This window comes from Pseudomonas sp. Tav-5-1A (genome assembly GCF_055755055.1).
The window spans coordinates 3631043-3656101 of the sequence record NZ_CM146901.1 but is presented as its reverse complement, the minus strand read 5'-3'; the positions used below and the strand labels follow the sequence as shown (position 1 = coordinate 3656101).

20 protein-coding genes are annotated in these 25059 nt (G+C 63.7%); all 20 read left to right on the top strand.

All coding sequences use genetic code 11. The features are described 5' to 3' along the window. The first annotated feature begins 78 nt into the window (after positions 1 to 78). The gene (locus AC0J42_RS16605; RefSeq protein WP_416424661.1) at positions 79 to 213 is read left to right on the top strand and encodes a PSPA7_2676 family Cys-rich small protein; all 135 of its coding nucleotides are present in this window, start codon (positions 79 to 81) and stop codon (positions 211 to 213) included. A 108-nt stretch (positions 214 to 321) separates the two neighbouring features. After that, on the top strand, positions 322 to 1689 hold the full coding sequence (locus tag AC0J42_RS16600; protein WP_473002516.1) for an MFS transporter: 1368 nt from the start codon (positions 322 to 324) through the stop codon (positions 1687 to 1689). Between the two features lie 476 nt (positions 1690 to 2165). Next, positions 2166 to 2669 carry a type VI secretion system contractile sheath small subunit gene (tssB, locus tag AC0J42_RS16595; RefSeq protein WP_416424659.1) on the top strand — a complete coding sequence of 168 codons (504 nt, stop codon included), beginning with the start codon at positions 2166 to 2168 and terminating at the stop codon, positions 2667 to 2669. Positions 2670 to 2701: 32 nt separating this feature from the next. After that, positions 2702 to 4240 (top strand): type VI secretion system contractile sheath large subunit, encoded by a 1539-nt coding sequence (gene tssC, locus AC0J42_RS16590; protein WP_473002515.1) that lies wholly within the window; start codon positions 2702 to 2704, stop codon positions 4238 to 4240. A gap of 21 nt (positions 4241 to 4261) precedes the next feature. Continuing rightward, positions 4262 to 5617, top strand: coding sequence for a type VI secretion system baseplate subunit TssK (gene tssK, locus AC0J42_RS16585; RefSeq protein ID WP_473002514.1), 1356 nt, complete (start codon positions 4262 to 4264; stop codon positions 5615 to 5617). After that, the gene (gene tssL / locus AC0J42_RS16580; protein ID WP_473002513.1) at positions 5614 to 6294 is read left to right on the top strand and encodes a type VI secretion system protein TssL, short form; all 681 of its coding nucleotides are present in this window, start codon (positions 5614 to 5616) and stop codon (positions 6292 to 6294) included. Before tssK ends, tssL begins: the two co-directional genes overlap by 4 nt. A gap of 10 nt (positions 6295 to 6304) precedes the next feature. Next, positions 6305 to 7981, top strand: coding sequence for an OmpA family protein (locus AC0J42_RS16575; RefSeq protein ID WP_473002512.1), 1677 nt, complete (start codon positions 6305 to 6307; stop codon positions 7979 to 7981). A gap of 13 nt (positions 7982 to 7994) precedes the next feature. After that, positions 7995 to 8486 carry an Hcp family type VI secretion system effector gene (locus tag AC0J42_RS16570; protein WP_473002510.1) on the top strand — a complete coding sequence of 164 codons (492 nt, stop codon included), beginning with the start codon at positions 7995 to 7997 and terminating at the stop codon, positions 8484 to 8486. 97 nt (positions 8487 to 8583) lie between these two features. Further along, positions 8584 to 11181 carry a type VI secretion system ATPase TssH gene (tssH, locus tag AC0J42_RS16565; RefSeq protein WP_473002508.1) on the top strand — a complete coding sequence of 866 codons (2598 nt, stop codon included), beginning with the start codon at positions 8584 to 8586 and terminating at the stop codon, positions 11179 to 11181. 2 nt (positions 11182 to 11183) lie between these two features. Next, a complete protein-coding gene (locus AC0J42_RS16560) occupies positions 11184 to 13577 on the top strand; it encodes a type VI secretion system Vgr family protein (protein ID WP_473002506.1) in 2394 nt (797 codons plus the stop codon). Positions 13578 to 13580: 3 nt separating this feature from the next. Further along, positions 13581 to 14366, top strand: a complete 786-nt coding sequence (locus AC0J42_RS16555) for a DUF4123 domain-containing protein (protein ID WP_473002504.1) — start codon at positions 13581 to 13583, stop codon at positions 14364 to 14366. 131 nt (positions 14367 to 14497) lie between these two features. Beyond that, positions 14498 to 15136 (top strand): YceK/YidQ family lipoprotein, encoded by a 639-nt coding sequence (locus AC0J42_RS16550; RefSeq protein ID WP_473002502.1) that lies wholly within the window; start codon positions 14498 to 14500, stop codon positions 15134 to 15136. 57 nt (positions 15137 to 15193) lie between these two features. Continuing rightward, positions 15194 to 15724 carry a DUF3304 domain-containing protein gene (locus AC0J42_RS16545; protein WP_473002500.1) on the top strand — a complete coding sequence of 177 codons (531 nt, stop codon included), beginning with the start codon at positions 15194 to 15196 and terminating at the stop codon, positions 15722 to 15724. Continuing rightward, the gene (locus tag AC0J42_RS16540) at positions 15712 to 16005 is read left to right on the top strand and encodes a hypothetical protein (RefSeq protein WP_473002499.1); all 294 of its coding nucleotides are present in this window, start codon (positions 15712 to 15714) and stop codon (positions 16003 to 16005) included. Before AC0J42_RS16545 ends, AC0J42_RS16540 begins: the two co-directional genes overlap by 13 nt. Continuing rightward, positions 16002 to 16526 (top strand): DUF3304 domain-containing protein, encoded by a 525-nt coding sequence (locus tag AC0J42_RS16535; RefSeq protein ID WP_473002498.1) that lies wholly within the window; start codon positions 16002 to 16004, stop codon positions 16524 to 16526. The genes AC0J42_RS16540 and AC0J42_RS16535 overlap by 4 nt, the downstream gene beginning before the upstream one ends. Beyond that, entirely contained in the window at positions 16514 to 18865 is a 2352-nt protein-coding gene (locus AC0J42_RS16530) for a T6SS phospholipase effector Tle1-like catalytic domain-containing protein (protein ID WP_473002496.1), read from the top strand. Before AC0J42_RS16535 ends, AC0J42_RS16530 begins: the two co-directional genes overlap by 13 nt. After that, positions 18862 to 19125, top strand: a complete 264-nt coding sequence (locus tag AC0J42_RS16525; RefSeq protein ID WP_473002495.1) for a PAAR domain-containing protein — start codon at positions 18862 to 18864, stop codon at positions 19123 to 19125. The genes AC0J42_RS16530 and AC0J42_RS16525 overlap by 4 nt, the downstream gene beginning before the upstream one ends. Then, complete coding sequence (locus tag AC0J42_RS16520; protein ID WP_473002493.1) at positions 19122 to 20258, top strand: hypothetical protein; 1137 nt, start codon at positions 19122 to 19124, stop codon at positions 20256 to 20258. Before AC0J42_RS16525 ends, AC0J42_RS16520 begins: the two co-directional genes overlap by 4 nt. A gap of 187 nt (positions 20259 to 20445) precedes the next feature. Then, the gene (locus AC0J42_RS16515; RefSeq protein WP_473002491.1) at positions 20446 to 23490 is read left to right on the top strand and encodes an ImcF-related family protein; all 3045 of its coding nucleotides are present in this window, start codon (positions 20446 to 20448) and stop codon (positions 23488 to 23490) included. Further along, positions 23487 to 25058, top strand: a complete 1572-nt coding sequence (gene tssA, locus AC0J42_RS16510) for a type VI secretion system protein TssA (RefSeq protein WP_473002490.1) — start codon at positions 23487 to 23489, stop codon at positions 25056 to 25058. The genes AC0J42_RS16515 and tssA overlap by 4 nt, the downstream gene beginning before the upstream one ends. The last annotated feature ends 1 nt before the right edge of the window (position 25059 follow it).

Here is a 25059-nt window from a genome sequence, read left to right as displayed (position 1 = left end):
ACTACCCCTGGGTAGTTGGCCCGAACCCTGCAACGGTCATGGCAAGAACAATCGGGGCGTCACCCCGAGGAGGTTGCCGTGAGTATCATCTGTTTGATCAAAGGCTGCGAATGGGCCACTTATCCCGCACAACAACTGGGTTCGGCGCTGATGACCTGCGAGCGCTGCGAACGCTGCGGCGCCTTGCGCTACCACCGTTCGCTCGTCAATTGAATGACAGCAACATGAAAGCTCTGACAGCTTGAGCGCGGTGCGGTGAATTCCGCCCCGTGCGGCGCTACTCTCCAGAACTTCATTGCCTGATTCTGGATACCTTCGCCCATGCTTGCCCCCACCGACGGCCTGCCCCGGCAGCACCGTACCCCCGCCGTCATCGCCATCTCCCTGGCCGTCGGCATGGCTACCCTCGACACGGCCATCGTCAACACCGCGCTGCCGACCCTGGCCAGCGGTATCGGCACCGATTCCGCCTCGGTCATTTGGGTGGTCAACGCCTATCAGCTGGCCATGGTCGCCACCATCCTGCCGTTCGCCTCGCTGGGCGAAGTGCTCGGCCACCGCCGCGTGTACTTGGGCGGGCTGCTGGTATTCCTGCTGTCGTCGCTGGTGTGCGGCCTGGCCTGGTCGCTGCCATCCCTGGCCATCGCCCGGGTAGTGCAGGGCCTGGGCGCGGCAGCGATCATGAGCGTCAACACCGCGTTGTTGCGCTTCATCTACCCGTCGAAAATGCTTGGCCGCGGCATGGGCTACAACTCCCTGGTGGTAGGCCTGGCGTTCACCCTCGGGCCTACCGCGGCCTCGGCGATCCTCTCGGTGGCCAGCTGGCACTGGCTGTTCCTGATCAACGTGCCCCTGGGCGTGCTGGCAGCGTTGTTAGCCCAGCGCCACCTGCCGGACATCGCACCCGCCGGCCACGACTTCGACCGCCTGGCCGCCGTGCTCTGCGCCGGTTTGTTCGGCTGCCTGGTGCTGGGCCTGGGCACCACCGTGCACGGCGCCAACGGCCTGCTCACCGGCGCCGAGCTGGCCGTGGCCCTGGCCTGCGGCGCCTTGCTGCTGCGCCGCCAGGCCGGCCACCCGGCGCCCATGCTGGCCCTGGACCTGTTCAAGCGGCCGCTGTTCGCCCTGTCCTCGGCCACCGCCATCTGCGCCTTTACCAGCCAGGGCCTGGCCTTCGTCGCCTTGCCGTTCCTGCTGCAAAGCGTGCTGGGCCACAGCCAGGTGGCCACCGGTTTCCTCATGACCCCCTGGCCGGCCGTGGTAGCGCTCACCGCCCTGGTGGCCGGGCGCCTGGCCGACCGCTTCTCGCCGGGCCTGCTGGGCGGCATCGGCCTGCTGGCCCTGGGCCTGGGCATGGCCGCCCTGGCCTTGTTGGGCCCAGGTGCCAGCGCCGTCGACATCGGCTGGCGCATGGCCCTGTGCGGCGCCGGCTTCGGCTTCTTCCAATCGCCTAACCTCAAGGCCCTGATGACCAGCGCCCCGGCCAACCGCAGCGGCGGCGCCAGCGGCATCGTCGCCACCTCGCGGCTGCTGGGGCAGACCCTCGGCGCCTCGCTGGTAGCGCTGTGCTTCCATGCATCGCCCAGCAGCGGGCCCGAGTGGGCGTTGTGGCTGGGCTGCGCCTTTGCCGTGGCGGGCAGCGTCGCCAGCGGCGCGCGGGTGTGGCAGGTGGGCGGCGGGTTTCGCTAATGTTTCCGTAGCAGCGGCCGCAGGCCGCGTCAGGGGGTGTCGCGCCATGTCCCGCGCGGCCATCACCCCCGGCTTCAACGCTTATATACGACCTGAAACTATTTTAGCTGCCAAACCAGCAGATAAAGCGTGAGTCTCCTCACTCAGCCGTGCAATTATTCGAAGTGTACTCTTGACTATACAGAAGGTTATCGCTGCTCTGTGTATTAAAAGTGCATTGTATCTGTAGGGGTTTTTAGGTCGATTTGTAGGAAATATTACTTTGCCCTGTGGGACGCCTCTTGAATACCTTCCAGGGGTAGCATTGCTTCGAGCAATGACTTACGTTTTCGCCATCGCAACCATTACGGCATGTCAGCTTTTGACCCTGTCGTGCTGCCTTCTTGCGCAGCAATATGGCTGTGCCCGAACGATTGAAACTCTGCAACGTCGTAGCCGTCTTGCGTTAGTTGCTTTTTGTTACGAAGGGGAAACCGATGGCATCGAACAGCTTCCAGAATGAAGTACCAAAGGCTCGCGTCAATATCAGGCTCGATTTGCATACCGGCGGCGCCCAGCGCAAGGTCGAACTGCCGCTCAAACTCATGGTAATGGGCGATTACAGCAACGGCCGGGAGGCCCGTCCGCTATCGGCGCGCAGCAAGCTGGACATCAACAAGAACAATTTCGACAGCGTGCTGGCGGAGTTTGCACCTACCCTTAAGGTCAGCGTAGAGAATACCCTGCTGGATGAAGCAGGCGAGACAGTTGCCGCATTGAGTTTTCGGGCCATGAAGGATTTCGAGCCTGAACAGGTCGCCAGGCAAATTCCCCAGTTACGTTCACTCCTTGCAATGCGCAATCTGTTACGGGATCTCAAGTCCAATCTGTTGGATAACAGTACGTTTCGCCAGGAGTTCGAGCGCATTCTCAGGGATGAAACATTAAGTAATGAATTGCGTGCCGAGCTGTTGCTGTTGGGTTCGCAAACGCCTCGTTAATCCGTCGCTTCTGTTTTATAGGGAATTTCATCATGTCTGCAAGCCCCAACACGGCCTCGGGCCGTGACGCTGAAGTGTTGCCTGAAGGAAGCCAAAGTGTCTATGGCGGGTTGTTCGCGAAAATCAATCTGAACCCGGTCGCCACCCTCGCGGACCTTGAAGTATTCCAACATGCCGAGGGCATGGCGGAAGCCTCGCCCGACGAGCGCGTGACCGCAGCCGTCAGCGTATTCCTCGAGCTGTTGAAACAGTCGTCGCGCAAGGTCGAGCGCCTGGACAAGAGCTTGCTGGATGAACATATCGCTTTGCTGGACCAGCAAATCAGCCGCCAACTCGATGCGGTGATGCACCATCCCGATTTCCAGCGCGTGGAATCCACCTGGCGCGGGGTGAAGTCACTGGTGGACCAGACCGATTTTCGCCAGAACGTGCGCATCGAGCTGCTGGATATCAGCAAGGCACACCTGGTAGAGGATTTCGACGACGCGCCCGAGATTGCCCAGAGCGGCCTGTACCAGCACACCTACATCCAGGAATACGACACCCCGGGAGGGGAGCCGATTGCCGCGGCCATCTCCAACTACGAGTTCGGTCGCGGGCCGCAGGACATTGCCTTGCTGCGCAATATCTCCAAGGTCGCCGCTGCCGCGCACATGCCGTTCATTGGTGCCGTCGGCCCGGCGTTCTTCGGCAAGCAGACCATGGAGGAGGTGGCTGCCATCAAGGACATCGGCAACTACTTCGATCGCGCCGAGTACCTGAAGTGGAAAGCCTTTCGTGACAGCGACGATGCCCGCTATGTCGGCCTGACCATGCCGCGGGTTTTGGGGCGGCTGCCCTATGGGCCGGACACCGTCCCGGTGCGCAGCTTCAACTACGTGGAAAGCGTCAAGGGCCCGGACCACCACAAGTACCTGTGGACCAACGCGGCGTTTGCCTTCGCCGCCAACATGGTCAAGAGCTTCATCGCCAACGGTTGGTGCGTGCAGATACGCGGCCCGCAGTCGGGCGGGGCGGTGGCCGACCTGCCCATCCACCTGTACGACCTGGGCACCGGGAACCAGGTGAAGATTCCCTCTGAAGTGATGATCCCGGAAACCCGTGAATTCGAGTTCGCCAACCTCGGGTTCATCCCGCTTTCCTACTACAAGAATCGCGATTACGCCTGCTTTTTCTCGGCTAACTCCGCGCAGAAGCCGGCCTTGTTCGATACCCCTGATGCCACGGCCAATAGCCGCATTAACGCGCGCCTGCCCTACATCTTCCTGCTGTCGCGCATTGCTCATTACCTCAAGCTCATTCAGCGCGAGAACATCGGCACCACCAAGGACCGTCGCGTCCTGGAGCTGGAGCTGAACCGCTGGGTCAGTGGCCTGGTCACCGAAATGACCGACCCCAGCGATGACCTGCAGGCGTCCCACCCACTGCGGGAGGCGCGGGTGACGGTCGAGGACATCGACGACAACCCGGGTTTTTTCCGGGTCAAGTTGTATGCCGTGCCGCACTTCCAGGTCGAGGGCATGGACGTCAACTTGTCCCTGGTTTCGCAAATGCCAAAGGCCAAGGCCTGAACCGGCCCAGGGGATGACGCCATGAAAATCGACCGCCCGCTGTGGGCCGCCGGGGCCTTGCTATGCCCCCAGCAATTCCAGCAACAGGCCCGCTGGGAAGCCTGGACCAACGAATGCATCGCTCACCTGACCCTGGTGCACCCCTGGGGCGTCGGCTCGGTGGGCTTCGATCTGGACGCGTTGCGCCTTGGCAGGCTCAAGGCCAGCCAGCTGCGCCTGCGCCTGCCGGACGGCACGCTGATCGACTCCGATGCGGTGGACCTGTTGCCTCCCGCGCTGGAACTGGAGCGGCTGCTGCCTGCGGCCATCGACCACAGCGTCATTGTGGTTGCCTTGCCACTGGAGCAAGCCAACGGCAACAACTGCGTATTTGAAGGCACCCGGGTGGACCGCCCCATGCGCTATGTGCAGGGCTGGCGAGCGGTGCAGGATCTGTACGGCGATGATGTCCAGTCCGTGGGCCTGCTGGAGCATGCCCTGAGCCTGCGCCTGGCCACCGACGACAACGCCGACTACGTCGTCGCCCCGGTTGCCAGGCTGGTGCGCGACGGCCAGCAGGGCTGGTTGCTTGACCCCGGCTACGTACCTCCGCTATTGAGTTTCGCCGGCCACCCGGGGTTGTTGACCCAGCTGGACAACCTGCTGACCCAGTTGTCCGCCAAGCGCCTGCGCCTGATGGGCATGCGTCGCGAAAGCAACCAGCGCATGGCCGACTTCGCGGTGGCCGACGTCTCGCTGTTCTGGTTGCTCAACGCGTTGAACACCTATCAGCCGGTGCTGGCCGACCTGCGGGCACACCCGGCGCGTCATCCTGAACAGGTGTACCTGGAGCTGGTCAAGCTGGCGGGCGCGCTGCTGACGTTCTCCCTGGACCATGACGTCGATCAGCTGCCTGCTTATCGCCACGATGACCTGGGCGAAGTGTTCCCGCCGCTGATGGCGACCATCTCGACGTTGCTGGAAGCCAGCCTGCCGTCGCGGGTGATCGCGCTGCAGTTGCAGCCAGCGGCGGCCAACCGCTGGCAGGTGGCGCTCAACGATCCGCGCCTGCGTGAGCCCGGTGGCGCGGACTTCTACCTGTCGGTGTGTTGTCGCCTGCCCGCAGCGCAGTTGCAGAGCCAGTTCCCACGGCTGTGCAAGGCCGGCACGCCCGACGACGTCGACCATCTGGTCAATGCCGCGCTCGACGGGGTGCCGCTGCAGCCACTGGCGCACGTACCCGCAGCCATTCCACTGCGCCTCGAAAACCAGTACTTCGCCCTGGACTTCAGCCACATCAAGGGCCAGGCAGTGCTGGCCGCAGGCGTCTGCGCCTTCTACGTACCCAGCACCCTGGCAGACGTGAAGCTTGAGTTGTTCGCGGTGCTACGCACATGAGCCTTCTACCTATGAAAAAGCATTTGGACACTGCGGTGGTTATCGATCAATTGCTGCAGGACAGCTACCTGCTGGTGGTCGAACTGCAGCAACACACGCCGTTGCAGGAGGCCGCGCCACTGCGCGACCGCTGTGTCGCACAGATCGAGCGAGTACGCCGCGAGTTGGCAAGCGCCAGCGTCAGCGAAGCCAGCATCGATCATGTCTGCCTGGCCCATTGCGCCTTGCTGGATGAAACAGTCCTCAACGTTGCCAAGGGCGAGGACCATGCCACCTGGGCCAGCGAACCCTTGCAGGCGCGCTTCTTCAGCCGCCACCAGGCCGGGGACTACCTGTACGAAACGCTGCGCGAGTTGCTGCGCCAGCCCAACCCCGACCCATTGGTGCTCACGGTCTACCAGCGGGTGTTGACGCTGGGCTTCCGCGGTCGTTATCGCGATGTGGAGGCCCCCGAACGTGCGCAGTTAGTGGCGGCATTGAACGCACAGGTGCCACCGCTGGACCTGCACACGGTGCTGCCCACCCAGGCCGGCGCTACTTCCAGGTCCGGCTGGCCGCTCGGCGCTTCGCCGCTGGTGCATTGCATGGTCGCGGGGCTTTTGCTGGCGGGCGCGTGGTGGGCATTGACGCAGTTGCTCGGCAAACAGGTCGCCGCGCTGCTGGTCGGCGCGGCCTGAGGTGGGGGCGATGACGCAGACATTGAACCGTGCGCTGTGGCTGTGGGCGACTGCACTCATCCTCCTGTTGTTGATGGTTTTGCCGCTGGGTACGGCCGCCGCCGCGGGGGCGGCGTTGGTCACGGTGGTGGGGGTAGGGTGGGCCTGGCGGCGAGCAGGGCAACCGATCGTGGCCAAGGGGCTGATGGTTTCCGAGTCCGCGTTGCCACCTGCGGAGTACGGCCTTCCGGTGGTGCTGGTGTGCGGCGATGGTTTGACCGAGCTGTTTGCGGGCCGGTCCCAGCACGCTAGCGAGCAGGGCACCTACGTCCAGGTCGCCGACGTTGAACAGTTGCCCAGGGTTGTGGGTGACCTGCTGGCGGTACGCCCGGAGTGGGGCGGGCAACTGAGCGTGATGTTCGTCGTCAACCCCGGCGAGCATCAGGACGACAGCGGCTTGGCCTGCCGGGTCCGGGCCTTCGGTCACCAACTGGTGCTGGCACGCAGGGCTGGCCACGGCCTGCCGCTGCTGTTGCTCAGTTACGTGCCGGCCGGCCAGGGGGCGGGTGCCTGGTTCAGTTGGGAGGCGGGTCAGGCCAGCACGCTAGTGCGCGAGAACGGCGCTTGCAGCGACCTGGGGGCCTGGCAAGGGCAGGCTGCGACTACCGCGCAACGGGCGGCGCGGCTGCATGCCAGCGTGCAGCTCAACAGCGCCGCGGTGTGGCTGCACGGCCGGGTGCTGGCGTATCTGAACGCGGGCGCAGGCGCTGCTGCCTCGGTACAACCGTTGGCCTGCGCCATCGCGCTGGCGCCCACTGCGCCACGGCTGCCCGCGAACCTCTGGCAGCAGTGGCTGCAGGCCAGGGCGGGGCTGAAGAATGGTGCGCCGCAAACCGAAGGGCTGGCCCTGCCGTTTCCCGATCCATTGTTGCACCTGCTACCTGTCACCTCGTCAACCGCTGCGCAGCATCGCGCAGCGGCCCTGGCTGTATGGATGTTCACCCTCGCCAGCGCTGTCGCGCTGGGCAGTTCGGCCTGGCAGAACAGCCTGCTGGCAAGGCAGGTCACCGACGACCTGCGGCGCTACGACGCGGCCGCGCATACCCAGCCAGGCAAACCGGCGAGTCAGGCCCAGGAACAGGCGCTGGCTGCCTTGCGCCAGGATGCTGCGCGGCTGGACCGCTATTTCCGTCACGGCGCGCCCTGGGCGCTGGGGCTGGGCCTGTATCACGGCGAACCCCTGCGCCTGCCGGTGCATGCCGTGGTCAATGGCCAGCACCCGCAGCTTGCCGTTGGCCCGGTGCGGCTGGACAGCCTGTCGTTGTTCAGCAGCGGTAGCGCCCAGCTCAAGCCCGACTCAACCCAGGTGCTGGTCAATGCCCTGCTGGGCATCAAGGCCCAGCCCGGCTGGCTGATCGTCATCGCCGGGCACACCGACGCCTCGGGCAGCGCGGACACCAACCTGTCGCTGTCCCGGGCGCGAGCGGCAGCGGTGCGCGACTGGATGAAGGCCATGGGCAGCCTGCCTGACAGTTGTTTCGCCATACAGGGCTTCGGCGCCAGCCAGCCCATCGCCAGCAATGACACCGAACACGGACGCTCCGCCAACCGGCGCGTCGATATTCGCCTGGTGCCGGAAGCCGGGGCATGTGCCCGGCTGGCATCCACATCAGGCCTGCAAACCCAGTCGCATGTCGCGACATTTTGAGAAGGAGCTTCACATGGCAATTCCCGTTTACCTGTGGCTGAAAGATGACGGCGGCGCGGACCTCAAGGGTTCGGTGGATGTAAAGGATCGCGAAGGCAGCATCGAAGTGATCGCCCAGGACCACAAGGTCTACATCCCCACCGACAACAACACCGGCAAGCTGACGGGCGCGCGTATCCACACGCCCTTCCTGTTCACCAAGGAAATCGATGCCAGCAGCCCGTACCTCTACAAGGCGGTCAGCACCGGCCAGACCCTGAAAAGTGCCGAGTTCAAGTGGTACCGCATCGACGATGCCGGCCAGGAAGTGGAGTACTTCAACGCCACCCTGGAGAACGTCAAGGTGGTGCAGGTGGCGCCCAAGATGCACGACGTGAAGGACCCCGCCAAGGAGAAGCACAACCACCTGGAACAGATCGAGTTGCGGTACGAGAAGATCACCTGGACCTACGTGGACGGCAACATCATCCACGCCGATGCCTGGAGTGAGCGTCAGACCGGCTGACCTGCAGCAGCCCCTGGTGTGCAGGGTTGAGCGTCCGTTCGCGGGCGCTCAGCCAAGCACATCGTGTCTCGCCAAACTTCTCGACAAGGACGTACCCATGGTACCGACCACCAGCCGTTTGCTTCGCCGCCTCAACCCGTATTGCGCCCAGGCCCTGAGTTCGGCGGCATCGCTGTGCCAGAGCCGCGGCCATGGGCATATCAGTATCGAGCACTGGTTGCTCAAACTGCTGGAACAGGGGGAGGGCGACCTGCCCTTGATCGTCCGGCGCCATGACTGGGACATGGACGTGCTGTGGCGTGGCTTGCTCGATCATTTCGACAGCCTGCCCCGCAGTTTGCGTGGCAAGCCGCAGCTGTGTCACAGGCTCGAGCAGCTCATCGAGCAGGCCTGGCTGCGCGCGTCGCTGGAGGCAGGCAGCGAATGCGTGCGGTCAGTGCACCTGCTGGGTGCGCTGTTGCAGCGCCCGGAACTGCTGGCCTGCGACGCGACCTGGCCGTTGCTAAGCCTCAGCGAAGCGCAATTGGAACGCTTGGGTTCACTGCTGGATCAGTCGGAGGAACGCCAGGCGCCGCCCGTCGAGACCATGACCTCGTTGCCCGCCGACACAACGTCGCAGGACGCCCTCGAGCGTTTCACCCACGACCTGACGGCCGACGCACGCGCGGGCAGGATCGACCCGGTGCTGGGCCGTGACAGTGAAATTCGCCAGGTCATCGACATTCTCAGCCGTCGGCGCAAGAACAACCCACTGCTGGTAGGCGAGCCCGGTGTCGGCAAGACCGCCCTGGTCGAAGGGCTGGCCTTGCGTATCGCCGAGGGCAACGTGCCCGATGCGCTGAAAGCGGTCAGCATCCGCAGCCTCGACCTTGGCCTGCTGCAGGCCGGGGCAGGGGTGAAGGGGGCGTTCGAGCAGCGCTTGAAGGACATCATCGCGGCCGTCAAACAATCAGTGCCGCCGACGCTGCTGTTCATCGATGAAGCACACACCCTGATCGGCGCCGGCAACCAGGCTGGTGGCGCCGATGCCGCCAATTTATTGAAGCCCGCCCTGGCTCGCGGCGAGCTGCGCACCATCGCTGCCACCACCTGGTCGGAGTACAAACAGTACTTGGAGCGCGATGCAGCGCTGGAACGGCGCTTCCAGCGGGTGTCCGTCGATGAGCCCGATGACGCAGGCGCAAACCTGATGCTGCGTGGCCTCAAGGCGCGCTACGCGCAGTACCACGGCGTGCATATCCTCGACGAGGCGGTGCAGGCTGCAGTCGCACTGTCACGTCGCTACCTTGCCGGGCGGCAGCTACCGGACAAGGCAGTCGACCTGCTCGACACCGCCAGTGCCCGGGTGCGCATGAGCCTGGACTGCCAGCCCCCGGCATTGCTGTGCCTCAAGGCGCAGCGCCAGGCGTTGGCGCTGGAGCGTCAGGCCCTGGAGGAGGATGCGCAATTACAGGGCCTGTGCATTGCCGCACCGCTGGCCGCCTTGGACACCCGCGATGCCGAGTTGCTGCACAGGTTGCAGGCGCTGGAAGACCAGTATCGCCACGAGCGTGCCCTGGCCACGCAACTGCTTGCCGCCCGCCAGCACCCCGCGAGCGCCGGTGGTTGCGCCGCCTTGCTCGGGCAGTTACAGGCAGCCCAGGGGCAGCAGCCGCTGGTGTCACTGGACGTCGGCGCCCGCAACGTCGCCGAAGTCATCGCTGACTGGACCGGCATTCCCCTGGGCAGCCTGCTCAAGGACGAGCAGGCAAGCTTGCTGGCGCTGGAACAACAGCTGGCCGAACGCGTCATTGGCCAGGACCGGGCCCTGGCCGCCCTGGCTCAACGCCTGCGCGCCGCCCGGACCGGCCTTGCTTCAGAGCACGCGCCGCTGGGCGTGTTCCTGCTGGTGGGCGGCAGTGGCGTGGGCAAGACCGAGACGGCCCTGGCATTGGCGGACTGCCTGTTTGGGGGCGAAAGATCGCTGGTCACCCTCAATCTCTCCGAGTACCAGGAAGCCCACACCGTCAGCCAGCTCAAGGGCGCGCCGCCTGGCTATGTCGGCTATGGCCAGGGCGGGGTGCTGACCGAAGCCGTGCGCCAGCGTCCCTACAGCGTAGTGCTGCTCGACGAGGTGGAGAAGGCTCATCGCGACGTGATCAATCTGTTCTACCAGGTGTTCGACCGCGGCTTCATGCGCGACGGTGAAGGCCGCGAAATCGACTTTCGCAACACGGTCATCGTCATGACCTCCAACCTGGGCAGCGACCGCTTGCAAGCGGCGCTGGAGCAGCAGCCCGACGCCGACGACAGCAACCTGCAGGCCCTGCTGCGCTCCTGCCTGCGGGAGCACTTCCAGCCGGCGCTGCTGGCTCGTTTCCAGACCCTGGTGTACCGGCCGCTGGCAGCCCCGGCGCTGGCGCGCATCGTCAGCCTCAAGCTGGCCAAGGTCGCCAAGCGCCTGCATCGCCACTATGGCCTTGCCTGCCAGACCGAACCCGCCCTGGTCAACGCCCTGGTCGCCGCCTGCCTGCTGCCCGACAGCGGCGCCCGCAACATCGACAGCCTGTTGCACCAACAGATCCTGCCGGTGCTCAGCCAGCAACTGTTGCAACGCCAGGCCGTTGGTCAACTTCCCCGCGCCGTCACCCTGGGCTACTGCGACGCCGACGGCATCACCCTGCAGTTCCACGACGCTGCCCCCCAGGAGGCCTGACCATGGCTGAAGCCCCCCGCATCCTCTTCGACCACACCCGCCACCGCCTCAGCATCAGCCAACTGGAGGCGCCCCTCGACGTGCTGGCCTTCGAAGGCGAAGAGCGCCTGAGCCAGTGCTTCACCTACCGCATCGAATTCACCAGCATGGCCCAGGACATCACCGCCGAGCAGGTGCTGCGCCGCGGCGCCACCTTCCGCCTGTTCCCGCTGCCGACCAAGCCCCTGTACCGCGGCCACGTGGTGCCGCCGGCCAAGCCGCTGCGCAGCCTGCGCGGGGTGGTCACCAGCTTCCGGCGCCTGTCCGGCTCGCGCGACGAGGCCCGCTACGAAATCACCCTGCAACCCAAGCTGGCGCTGCTGGCGCGCGGCAAGCAGTACCGCATCTACCAGCAGCAGAGCGTGCCGGAGATCGTCGAGAGCGTCCTGCGTCGCCACGACTTTGAAGGCTATGAATTCCACACCCAGATGGTGCGCGAGTTTCCCCGCCGCGAGCAGGTCATGCAGTTCGGCGAAAGCGACCTGGCGTTCATCGAGCGGCTGCTGGCCGAAGTGGGCATCTGGTACTGCTTCTTCGACGACGTGCGCGTCGACATCACCGTGCTGGAGTTCCACGACCACCGCCGCGGCTACCAGTTCGGCGTCGAACTGCCGTACACCCCGCCGTCCGGCCTGGCCAACAGTGGCCAGGACAGCGTCTGGGCCCTGCAAAGCCGCCACCAGGTGGTGGAACAGCACATCGACGTGCGCACCTACCGCCACCGCGACGTCCGCGCCTTGCTCGACGCCGAGGTCGACCAGACCCGCGCCACCACCCGCACCACCTACGGCGAGGCCTACCACTTCGGCGACCCCTACGACACCCTCGGCAACCGCCACGTCTACGACGACGACCTGCCCGCCGAAACCGGCATCTTCTACGCGCGCATGCACCACGAGCGCTACCTCACCCAGCAGGCCTGCCTGAGCGGCACCACCAGCAGCCCGACCCTGGCGCCCCGGCAGGTGCTGACCATCAACGGCGACGCGCCGCAGGCGTTCAAGCCGCGCATCGTCATCACCGAACTGCGCGCCAGCGCCGCCCGCGACAGCAGCTACATCGCCCACTTCCAGGCCATCCCCTACATCGAGGCCGGCAGCTTCCGCCCGCCGCTTCCGCCCAAGCCCATCATGGCCGGCACCGTCGCCGCGCGCGTCACCAGCTACAAGGCCAACGACCCCTACAGCCACATCGACCTCGAGGGCCGCTACAGCGTCACCTTCCTCTTCGACCGCCACACCTGGCCCCTGGGCCGGGAAAGCCTGTGGCTGCGCCTGGCCCGGCCCTACGCCGGCGCTACCCACGGCCTGCACCTGCCGCTGATACCCGGCACCGAAGTGGCCATCGCCTTCGAACACGGCGACCCCGACCGCCCCTACATCGCCCACGCCCTGCACGACAGCGAACACCCCGACCCGGTCACCCTGCGCAACCACAAACGCAACGTGCTGCGCACCCCGGCCAACAACAAACTGCGCATGGACGACACCCGCGGCCAGGAGCACGTGAAGCTGGCCAGCGAGTTTGGCGGCAAGAGCCAGCTGAACCTGGGGCATGTGGTGGACGCGCAGAACAAGGTGCGTGGCGGCGGCTTCGAGCTGCGCACCGACGCGCATGGGGCGTTGCGGGCGGGGAAGGGGGTGTTGATCAGTGCGGATGAGCAGGGGAAGGCGCAGGGGGAGGTGTTGGAGATGGAGTCTGCCAACGGCCTGCTGCGCAGCGCTCTGCAACAGATCACCGACGCCCAGGCCACCGCCCAGGCCCACCATAGCCCACCGCCCAGCAGCGACGGCCTGCGCCAGTTGCAGGCCGACGCCAAGGGCCTGCAGGCCCCGGCCATCGTGCTCAGCGCACCCAACGGCATCGGCGCGGTGACGCCCGCCAGCCTGCTGCTCAAGAGCGGCGACGACCTGCATCTGCAGAGCAACGCCGGCATCAACCTGGCTGCCGAGCAGCACCTCAATCTTCACTCGACCCAAGGCACGTCGCTGCTGGCGCAGCAGCAGGGCATGCGCCTGGTGTCGGGCAAGGGGCCGCTGGAAATCGAGTCCCACGGCGATGTGCTCAAGCTGATCGCCCAGCAGGACATCACCGTGCAGTCGGTGCAGGGGCATGTGCAGTTGACGGCGAAGAACGGCATTACGTTGGGGTGTGGGGGTGGGTATATCCGCATTGCTGCGGATGGCGCCATAGATGTCCACACCGCAGGCACGTTGAACCTCAAGGGGCGTCACGTCTGGGAGGGGCCCGCCGGCCAGAGCTTCGCGTTGCCGCAACTGCCGCAATCGGTATGTGAAGAGTGCTTGAAAATCGCACAAGGACAAGCAGCGGGCGCCGTCATGCGTACAGGAGCGTAAGCCATGATCCAGCAACCCAGCGAGCATGCCTGGCTCGCCCAGATAGAAAGCCTGTGCGCTGCGGCGCCGATTGACCACATCGACGTCATCGTTGATCAGATGGCCCTGAAAATGGCGCTGCTGCCTGGGCTGCACGCACTACAGCCGCCCATTCCATGGTCCTCACTGTTCAGTGGCACACCTGAAGAGCCGCTACTGGAGCAAGCGCCGCTGCTGATGCGTATAACCTTCGATGCGTGGCGGCACAGAGCCTGGCTCGCCGAGTTGCTCAGCTACCTCGCCTCCACGCCGCGGCTCACGGTGCTTGTTACACCGATGCCGTTCGATGTCCTGACCACGGCGCTACAAGCCTTGTCGCAACTCGAATGGGGCGGGCAGAACGGCATGCTGCGCTTCTACGACCCTCGGGTGCTGCCGCAGCTGCTGACAAACGTCCTCGACTCCGAGCAGCGCCAACGCTTCCTGCAACTGGCGCTGTTCTGGGGCTGGCTCGACCGCGACCAATCCCCCGTCTGGCACCCAGGCACCTACCGATGCGACCAGCAAGCACCGGACAGCGCCGCCCCCATCGCTCTCACCGATGCCCAGTTTGATCGGCTGGGCTGCATCAGCGACGCCCAAGGGCTGATGACAACGGTGGAAAGGCTGATGCCTGGGTTATTGCAGGAAGTGTGTTTTGGATGTGCATATCGGTGGGTGCTGCAGGCGAGTGAGGAAAATTACTTTGGGGATTTGAAGGCGTATGTGGCGGCTAATTCGGGAAGGCTAATTAAAATGAGTGAGTATTGAAAATGAGTCGAAAGTTTGTAGCAGTAGTGGCGGTTCTGATCATTGTGTCGTGGTTGGGGGAGGGTGGCACCTGGACAACCCGGATAAGTGAAAAGGGGCGTGGGAGTAGCAGTGATTACTACAGAGGGGTGATGACCGATCTCACCCGGCTGGGTCTTCACGATTTTGGGTATAAGGCGCTGGTTTGCTATGTGGACGTCATCTGTCCGGTCGTTGCGCTGCTCAGTCTGCCCGTTGATATTGTTGTCGATACCCTGCTGGTGCCGCACGATTTTTCTCGGGCTAGTAATTATGAGTCATTTGAATATCAAAGTGTGGTTGGCCAGCAGTCGTATGGATTTCTTGGGCTGCAATTTAGTGCGCCCGACAGCAGGGTTCACTTTGAGCGACCTATCGGCTACAGCGTTGACTATAGAAAAGGTGAGCGTAAATATTATCTTTTTGTGCGTGATGTGCCGTTAAAAGGGGCTGGGGCGAAAATATATGTGCCGTTTGTTAAAGGTTATGTTCCGACGTCGGTGAGCGTGACTTATGGTGATGGATATTCCTTTGAGGTGGATGTTTCCTTGGTCGGTGGTGCGTGGGGGCGAGAGTCGCTTGCGGAATTTGTTGCAAGGGATGATGAGGATCAGCATGTGGTGACTTATGAAAGTGATGATAGGAATTTTTATAGGCCGAAGACTCAAGTGGTGATCACTTCTTTCCTAAAGGTGAAGGGTGTTCGGCTAGTAACGAGCCCAGGGTATATTCCGCGGGGTCATGGTGCCTAATGTGAGGTTGCATTTATGAGGTTTTACACATGGGCTTTTTGTTGGTGGAGTGAAAGGGTGAATATTTTGTTAAGGCCTTTCAGTCTATGGGTAAATGGTTTTCTGTTTCGGGGGTTGGCAGGCTGCTCGGTGGGGCAGTCTGAGTACTTGGAGGGAATTTTGAACGGGGTGAATCATACTTTCGGAGGTATCAATCATTTTTCCGTTAATGGATATGGCGGTGCAAATATTGCCCCATATGGATATGGGGGCGGATCGTGCTGTGTGATGTTGCCGCGCGTGTGGAGGCCTGGTTTAAAGGTGTCGATTGAGTGGGAGTTGGATCTAGAGTCATATGCAAAAATTAACAGATTAAAAGCTGGTTATGGTTTTGATGAGGAGGCCTGCGCAGTTCACAAGACTAAATATCAGAAGCATAGCGTGGTCGTGAATGTGGTGCCCTATGAAGAGAAATTATGCTCTCCGGAAATTCATTTTCTGCCTTGTAGTCAGATAAAAATATCTACTCTTTGCTGGGCTTGTCCGTCGCCTAATAGCCCGATAGAAAAACCTCTTAAAATGAAGGAGTCTGCCGTATGCCCGAAATGACCAGCAATGATCCTGTGTGCGCACCTCCACTGTTTCCTGAAGAGGGGCGCCTACCCATCGATGAGCAGGCAGTGTGGGAGAATTATTATAAGCAGACCGCTGAGCACGAAAAATATCGCCAGCAACTCAATGCCGCTCGTGGCCTTCGCGGTGTATTTACCTCTGCGCAGATTCTACCTGGCAGCCTATTTCTAATGGTGCCAAAGGTCCCGCGCCCAGGCTGCTTGCTACAGGCGGCTTTGGTGCAGGACCTAACAAGAATCAGCGGGGTAAAGGGATGAATGTTTCATTCGGGACTTTAGGGGTATGGATAAGTGGATGCTTGTTTCTAGGGGTGGCGGGTTGTGCGGTCGGGCAGCCTGATTATTTGGCGGGAAACATAAATGGAGTGAATCATACGTCAGCAGGAATCAATCATTTTTCTGTGAATGGCTATGGAGGTCCCAATGTTGCGCCATTTGGATACGGCGGGGGGGCATGCTGTGTAATGCTGCCTCGCTTATGGAGGCCGGGTTTGAAAATGGTTGTCGAGTGGGAGTCGGATCCGGACCCGTATGCGGACTCCCCTCCGCTAGGTACCGATGAGTTTCGAAAATTCATGGCTAAGCATAAGGCTAAATACCAACGTCATGTTGCTGTTGTGGAAGTTCCTAGGTATGACGAGAGCCTATGTTCTCCAGAGATTCATTTTTTACCTTGTAATCAAATAAAAGTTTCCACTTCCTGCTGGGCCTATCCATCCCCTCGTAGCCCGATAAAAGAACCCTTGAAGATGAAGGAGTCTGCCGTATGCCCGAAATAGCTAGCAATGGCCAGGTCCATTCGCCTGCCCTATTCCCACTGGAGGGTCGTCTGCCCCTTGATACGCAAATAGTTCGAGATAATTATGATAAGCAGTTGGCGGAGGAGAACGGCTATCGCCAACAACTCAACGCTGCGCGCGGTTTTCGCGGTGCATCCACGTGCGTGCGGGCTCTACATATTAGTTTGTTTTTTGATGGAACCAATAATAATGAGCCCTATGACACAAAAAAAGCTACGCCATCGCATCCGACCAATATTGCGCGACTTTATCACGCTAGTTTGGAAGATCTGACTAGCGGCTACTATCGTTATTATATACCAGGTGTGGGTACTCCTTTCCCGGAAATTGGCGAGATGGACTACGGCAGTCTTGGTATGGCAACTGGGCATGGGGGAGAGGACCGAATAAATTGGGGGCTACTGCAGCTATTTGATGCCCTGTCTTACGCATTGAACGATAAACAGCGCCTAAAGATGTCAGACGCCCGCACCAAGCTTCGCGAAATGTCAACTTTATGGCCGATGACGACATTAGGCCGTAACAGTCGTCGCAAAGCGATGGCCTCCTTGTTAGCCCCGCTGCGTCAAAAAGTAACAATTGCACAGCCCAAGGTACTCGCCATCAAGCTGTTTATTTACGGGTTCTCCCGTGGGGCCGCCGAAGCGCGCACGTTTGTTACTTGGTTGAGTGAGCTATTCGATACTCCAACAGATGGTGAGTTGCCTGAGCAAGCCCTGTTGGGCATTCCCTTAAGCATCGAGTTTCTTGGTGTGCTTGATACTGTTGCTTCGGTAGGCATTGCCCGAGTAATGCCAATGGCCGAGGGGCATATGGATTGGGCCGATGGTACCCAGGTGCTCCCCGACGAAGCGCGTTTCCCTGGTTGGGTGAAGCGGGCCTTGCACGGTGTAGCCGCCCACGAGCAGCGTTTGTGCTTTCCGCTAGATTCCATCCGCTATGCCGATGGACGATATCCACCGTATGCGACAGAGGTGGTCTACCCAGGCGTGCACTCCGATGTTGGTGGTGGCTACCCGCAAGGGGAGCAGGGTAGAGCACGTGGTGGCGCGGAAGAGCTACTTTCTCAGATTGTGCTGCATGACATGTACGCGGCCGCCTTTGCTGCGGGAGCACCGTTGGCTGTGCCCGAGAAAGCAGTGCCAAGGGAGTTGCTGCAGATGGCGCCTGCACGGCATATGTCGCTTGATACGAAAGAAGAGTTTGATATCTCCGAGCAATTGGTCACCCGCTTCAACCACTGGCGCACAACCCTGGGCCTCGACACTCCACCCACCGCCGAACCCCAGGCCAACACCGGCCCCTTACGCCTATCCCACCCCCTTGAAACTGTAATGGCCGACCAGATGGCCTGGCTCACCGGCTGGCGCATCGACCGGTTCGCCCGCGGCACCTACGCCAATCAGCCGTTCTACGGCCAAGCGAAGCAGACCAACGCTGCTACGGCAGAGAAAGAAAAAGCGGCGAATAAAGAGGCAAAAGACGCGCTCAACGACCTACGCAAGGCGCTGCTTGGTCAGGAAAACGCGACCGAAAGGATGCTTGCCCTGACCGGCTCGCCAGGCTACGAGCCTGCCATCGACCAGCAGCAGCTCCGCGAAGCGGCGGTAGAGTTCGAGCACGACTACCTGGGCAAGTGGCGCCCACAGACGGGGTGGGGCGGTTGGGTGCTGGATGTGCCGCTCAAAGGCATGGTGTACCTGCTCAACGACGATGACGAGCAGGAGGAGTACCGCCAGCTCAAGGTTGCAGGCGAACGCTATGCCGCCCAGATGTTTTACGAGCACCCTGCCAACAGTGGCACGTATCACGTGTCGACCAGGCCGGAGCTTGCCGCCGTGGTGGCCTTGTTCGACGACCAGGTGCACGACTCACGCGCCTGGTTCCTGCACGACTCGCTGAAGTCGCGGGAGGCTTGGGGCGAGTACATGCGTTATCGCATGGTGTATTTCGGAACTCATAGCAACAAACGCCTGACGCCTGCGGTGGTGGCGGGGCGTGTAGTCGGCATTGGCCTGGTGGTGGGCGGTGTGTACAGCATCCGTCGCCATGGCTGGATGGGTTTGGCCGGTACGTTGGGCGCCGCCAGCATCGGTTATGAGGTGGTCAACCGTGGTACTGACCTGGTAGTCCCGTTCCTGCCGGGTGCTGCCGAGTTGCTGAAACCCACCAACGCCATTGGCGAAGTGGTGGCGAAGCAACGCCAGGCCATGCAGGCGGCAGAGGATGAGCTGCGCATGCAGAACATGCTCGCGTACCTGAAGGGCGTGGGTAGCTTGGCCGAGACAGCGAAAACGGTGAAGGAGCAGTTGTCATGATCCCGATAGTGCGGGTCGGTGACCCGCTGCACCCCTATGGTGGCGAGGTGCTGGAGGGCCACTACGACGCATTTGGCAAGCCGGCGGCCTGTGTGGATGACAAGGTGCGTTGCAACAGGCATGGCATGACGCACATCACCGAGGGGACGCAGGGTTCCACCATGGATGGCAAGGCAGTGGCGCTTCACGGCCATCGGTGTGCCTGCGGGTGCCAGCTGGTCAGCACCTTGGCGGTCGGCTTGATGGCGGTGGTGCCATGAACCTGGCGCCGGTTTACCCGAATTTTCCCGCGCCAGCGGCGTTCCATTGGCGGCGTTGGTGGCTAGTGCTGGCGGGGCTGTGGGGGGTGCAATGCGCGGCGCTGCTGCTGTGGTGGCCGCCTGGGCAGGCACGCCTGCAGTGGTGGTTATGGAGCGCAATACTGCCGCTGGGTTGGGCGTTGGCACTGGGTCTGCGGTTGCTGGTGAGGGAGCTGGGGCTGTTCAACCAGGCGGTGTATCACCGCCAAATCAATCAGGCGGTGCGGCACTGGTGGCAACGTCGTTCACTCGGTTTGCCGGTGCGGCAAGTGCTGTTGCTCGGCCCGGTGGGCGATGAGCAGTGTCACTTCGAGCAGTTGATGGCCCGTGCACCGTTGCCTCAACCGAGGCTGACCGAGGGGGCGATGGCGCCTGGTCTGCCATGCCCCGTCACTCTGGCCTCGGGTGACGAACGTGCACCCGCGTTGGCGCGGCACCTGGCCGGCGCGTTGGTGCGGAACCCTGAACTGAAGGATTGTTGGCCTCACGTGCGCGGCATCGCCTGGGCAGGTGACAGCACCAGCCTGACGGCCTTTGTCGAAGCATTGGCGGCTGCGGGCGTAGTACCGCCACAAACGCATCTGCCCCTGCACGACCTGAATGAGCTGGACGACGTGATCGATGCGTTTCACCAGGGGTGCTGCGAAATCGACGATTGGTTGCTGTGCGCCGGCATCGCGTCGGCGCCGGCGGCGGCAGGCTCGGCCTTACCTGGGGAGGCCGGCTTTGCCTGGCAGGTCGGCTGGCAGGCGAGGGCGGTGTTGCACCGAGGGGAGTACCTGGTGGAAGCGGTGGGGGATTCACCTGTGCAGCTTTGCCAGCAGGTGCAGCGTTACGCGGGCCTCGCCGAGCCCCCCAGCTACTGTCTGGCCCTGGATGCCACCAGCCACGCGGCAGGTGTGGCGGGTGGCTGGCCGGCGTCTGCGCGCCAGTTGGCCCAGCACTGGGGGGACGTGGGGTATCTGGGGCCGTTTATTGGCATGTCACTGGCGCTTTTGCAGGCGCAAGAGACTGGGCAACCCTGTGGCTGGCTGAGCCAGGCCACGGACCTACGATTGGCAATGGGAGTGGCTACGGCGCATGGCGATAATTAAGGATGTAGGCAAGGGCGCGCTGGTACGGGTAGCAGGGGTTTACCTGCTACTGGTCACGGTGCTAGTGGTGTTGGCTGGGTTGGTGTACGGCCTATTGGGTGACCGTTTCGGTTGGCCGCCGCTTGCTGTCAGGCAGCTGAGCTTAGGGGGCGCTGGTGTGTGGGCAGCATTATTGTGGTTGTGCCCGATGATTTTGTGGGCGTGGCAGCGTTTGGCCGTTACCCAGGCCCAGGCGCTGACGGTTGACATTGTGGCGCTGCCGAATTCGCCGCTCGCACGCCCTGTGGCGACGATTCCCGCGTGGCCCGGTGAACTGCGGGTTCATCTACGCACCCACTACGGCCTCCTCTGGCGCCACAAGGCCCGCCTGATCCTGGTCGTCGGCGAACCCGAGCAGATCGAAGCCATCGCCCCCGGCCTCACCACCCAGCACTGGCTGGAAGGCCACGGCACGGTGCTGATCTGCGGTGGTAGCCTGATCGGCACCCAGCCCGACGAGCAGATCAAACTGCTGAAAACGCTGCACGCCCGCCCCCTCGACGCCATCCTCTGGACCCTCACCACCCCCCAAAGCCACGACCCCAAAGCCATGGCCGCCGGCAGCCGCTACCTGCGCGACCTGTCCCAGGCCCTCGGCTGGCAGCTGCCCCTGTACCTTTGGGAAGTCTGCCCCCAAGCCTGGATCAAACCTTTCGAACCCGCCCAGTCGGTAGGCTGCCTGCTCGCCCCGGACGATGACCTGGGCGCCGCCCTGCAACAGCTGATCGAACCCCTGAACCAGCGGGGCATGGCCCATATCCAGGTGCACCGCACCCACTGTTTTCTCTTCTACCTCGGCCACCACCTGCACACCCATGGCGCCGCCCACTGGCCCCAGGCGCTGGCGCCGCTGCTGCCCGAGTTTGCCCGCAGCACGCCGCTGCGCGGCTTGCACTTCAGCCTGGCGCGCACCGACGGCCCGGTGCCGGGCACCGAGCACCTGCTGCAGCTCGACGGCGCCTGGACGGCGCTGCTGGCGGACCGCAAGACTCGTCCGCGGCGGCGCGGCTGGCATGTGCGGCGCGTGCTGTACGTGGCCACGTTGGCCGCCACAGGCGTGCTGACGGCTGGTGTGTTGCTGTCCTTCGTGGCCAACCGCAACCAAGCGCTCCACCTGGCGCAGGTCGCCGAACAGCCGATCACCACTCTCACCACCCTCAGCGACCTGACCCGCGAGGTAGACCGCCTGGAGTACCGCCGTGTCCACGGCGAGCCCTGGTATCTGGGCTTTGGCCTGAGCCACAGCCAGGCGCTGCTCGACTCGCTCTGGCCGCGCTACGTGCAGGCCACCCATGCGCTGCTGCGTGACAAGGCCGTGGCCAGCCTGGAGCAGACGCTGTGGACTCTGGTGGCGCAGCCCGCCGGCAGCAAGGCGCGCACGGAGATGGCCGGTGGCGCCTACGAGCCGCTCAAGGCCTACCTGATGCTCGCGCACCCGGAAAAAGCCGATCCGGCGTTCCTGGAAAAACTGCTGCTTGAGCGCGTGCCTGATCTACCCGGCCAATGGTCGTTCTACCTCCAACAACTCCCCAGCCATCCCGAGTGGCGCATCGACGCCAACCCGCGCCTGATCGCCCAGGTGCGGCAGGTCCTGCTTGGCGAGCTGGGCCAGCGCAACGCCGAGGCCAGCCTGTACCAGCAGGTGCTGGACCGCGCGGGCAACCATTTTCCGTCGATGGCGCTGGCGCAGATGCTTGGCGACACCCAGGCGTCGGCGCTGTTTGGCGCGACCCGCAGCGTGCCGGGGATCTTCACTCGCCAGGCGTGGGACGGGCAGATACGGGCTGCCATCGACGACATTGCCGAGGCGCGTAGGGCGAAAATCGATTGGGTGCTCACAGACAAGGCAGCAAACGTCGATAGCGAGCTGTCCCCTGAAACCCTCAAGGCCAGGCTCACCGCCCGCTACTTCAAGGACTTCGGCAGCGCCTGGCTGAGCTTCCTCAACAGCGTGCGCTGGCGCCAGGCCAAGGACCTGGGCGAGGCGGTCGATCAGCTGGCGCTGATGAGTGACCCGCAGCAATCGCCGCTGCTGGCCCTGATCACCACCGTAGCCTACCAGGCCGGAACCGGCGGCAAAACGCTGATCAACACGGCGCAGCAAACCATCGATACGCCCATGCCACAAGTCCCGCTGGACGCCACCTTCGCCCCGTTGCTGCAACTGCTGGCCAAGGACAACAGCCCGCTGAGCCTGCACAGCTACCTGACCCGCGTCACCCGCGTGCGCCTGCAGCTCCAGCAGATCGACGACGCCAGCGACCCCCAGGCGATGTCCCAGGCCCTGGCCCAGTCAGTGTTCCAGGGCCGCACCCTGGACCTTGGCGACAGCCGCGAGTACGGCAGCCTGATCGCCGCCAGCCTGGGCGGGCAATGGAGCGGCTTTGGCCAGAACCTGTTCGTCAAACCCCTGGCCCAGGCCTGGCAGCAGGTGCTGCAACCCTCCGCCGCAGCGCTGAACGCGCAGTGGCAGCGGGCGATCGTCGAGCACTGGGACGGCGCCTTCAGCGGCCGCTACCCGTTCGCCGCCACCGGCAGCGACGCCTCCTTGCCGATGCTGGGGCAGATGATCCGCGCCGGCACCGGGCGCATCGACCAGTTCCTGCAGCAGGAACTGGGCGGCGTGCTGCGCAAGGAGGGCAACCGCTGGGTCGTCGACCCGCGGCACAGCCAGGGCCTGCGGGTGAATCCGGCGTTCCTGGCGGCGGTCAACCGCCTGGGCCACCTGGCGGACGTGCTGTACACCGACGGCGGCATGGGCCTGGGCTTCGAGCTGCAGGCCAAGGCGCTGCCCGAGCTGGTGCAGACCACCTTCATCCTCAACGGCGAACGCCTGCATTACTTCAACCAGAAGCCAAGCTGGAAACGCTTTCATTGGCCTGGCGCCAGCGACTACCCCGGCGCCAGCCTTAGCTGGACCAGCGTTGCCACCGGCGAACGGCTGTTCGGTGCCTACGACGGCGCCTGGGGCCTGATCCGCCTGCTGGAGCAGGCCCAGGTGACGGCGCTGGACGACAGCGACACGCGCTTTCGCCTGGTGCTGAAGGCCCCGGACGGCATCCCGCTGACCTGGCATTTGCGCACGGAACTGGGCGCAGGGCCACTGGCGCTGCTCACGCTGCGCGGCTTCAGTTTGCCGCCGCGAATTTTCCTGGCGGACAACGGCCAGGCATCCACTGGAGGTGTTGAATGAGTCTGCAAGGATTGCGTACCACTTGCCTGGGGGACCGCGATGCGCTGACCCTGGGGCGCGAACAGGCCGGCCGTTGGCACGCCTGGCTACAGCCTGTCAGCCAGCAGTTGCCGACTGGCGACGACCCCAGTTACGACGATGATTTCCAGTGCCTGCGCGAGGAGGTCAACAAACTGTCCGGCGCCGACACCGAGCAGGTGATCTGCCTGGGGGAAAAGCTCTTGACCCATAGGTGCAAGGACCTGCGGGTGGCCACCTATTACCTGTGGGCGCGCCTGCAGCGCGACGGCGAAGCGGGGCTGGCCGATGGCCTGGCCTTGCTGGCGGCCATGGTGGCGCGCTTTGGCACGGCGCTGCTCCCGGCGCGGCCCACCAGCCGCAAGCTGGCCCTGGAGTGGCTGACGGCAGACAAGCTGCTGGGCAGCTTGTTCCTGTACCCCGAGGTAGTCAGGGCCGAGGCTGAGCGCACGGTGGCCGCGTTGGTGTGGCTTGAACATGGCCTGCAGGCTTGGCCGGAAGATGAGCGCCCGCAGTTGGGCGTGCTGTACGACGCGCTGTCGGCGCGCCTGGCGCGCTCCGGGGGTGTCGATGCCGTGGTGCCGCAGCACAGCGCCGGGGCCGGCGGGGCAGGAGGGTTGGCAGCGCCCGTGGCGATAAAGTCCGGCCGCGACCTGCTGGACAGCGCCCGCGCTTTGGCCACCTACCTGCGTGACCAACCCCAGGGCTGGCTGGCGGCGCACCGCCTGATGAAAAGCGTGCGCTGGGACACCGTGCACCAGACTCCCCCCGAAGACACCCATGGCAATACGCGCCTGGCCGCCCCGCGTGGCGATTATCGCGTGCAACTCAAGCGCCTGTATGTGCAGCAGCGCTGGGACGAACTACTGGAACTGGTGGAGCGGGTGTACGCCGAAGCCGTCAACCACTTCTGGCTGGACCTGCAATGGTACCTGTGCCAGGCGCTGGCCAGGCAGCCGGCGCCCCGGGACGCCTGGGCGCAGATCGTCCAGCGTGACCTGGGCATGCTGCTCGAGCGCCTGCCGGGCCTGGAGCAACTGCGCTGGAGCGACGGCAGCGCGTTTGCCGATGAGACCACCCGCGAGTGGATCAGCCAGCAGGTCAGCGGCAACCGTCCGGCCCAGTGGCTGGCGGCGGCGCCCGTCGCGGAACAGGACGACATCCTGGCCCTGCAGGACGAAGCCTTGGCCCAGGCCGAAAGCCAGGGGGTAGAACTGGCCCTGGCGTGGCTGGCCGCGCGGCCAGAGGCGCACGGCGGGCGCGAGCGCTGGTTGCTGCGCCTGCTGATGGCGCGGGTAGCCGAGCAGTACGGCAAGCACGAACTGGCCGTGCACCTGTTGGGCGAACTGGAACAGGTCGCGCAGCGCCAGCTCCTGGTGCAATGGGAGCCGCAGTTGGTGTTCGAGACCAAGGCGCGGTTGCTCAAGCTGCTGCGCATGAAAGCCCAGCGCAGTGACGTCGACAAGCCCGCCCTGGCGCGACGCATGGAGGCCTTGCTGGCCTCGCTGGTGGCCATCGACCCCGTCCGCGCCGCGGTGCTGTGCGGTTGAC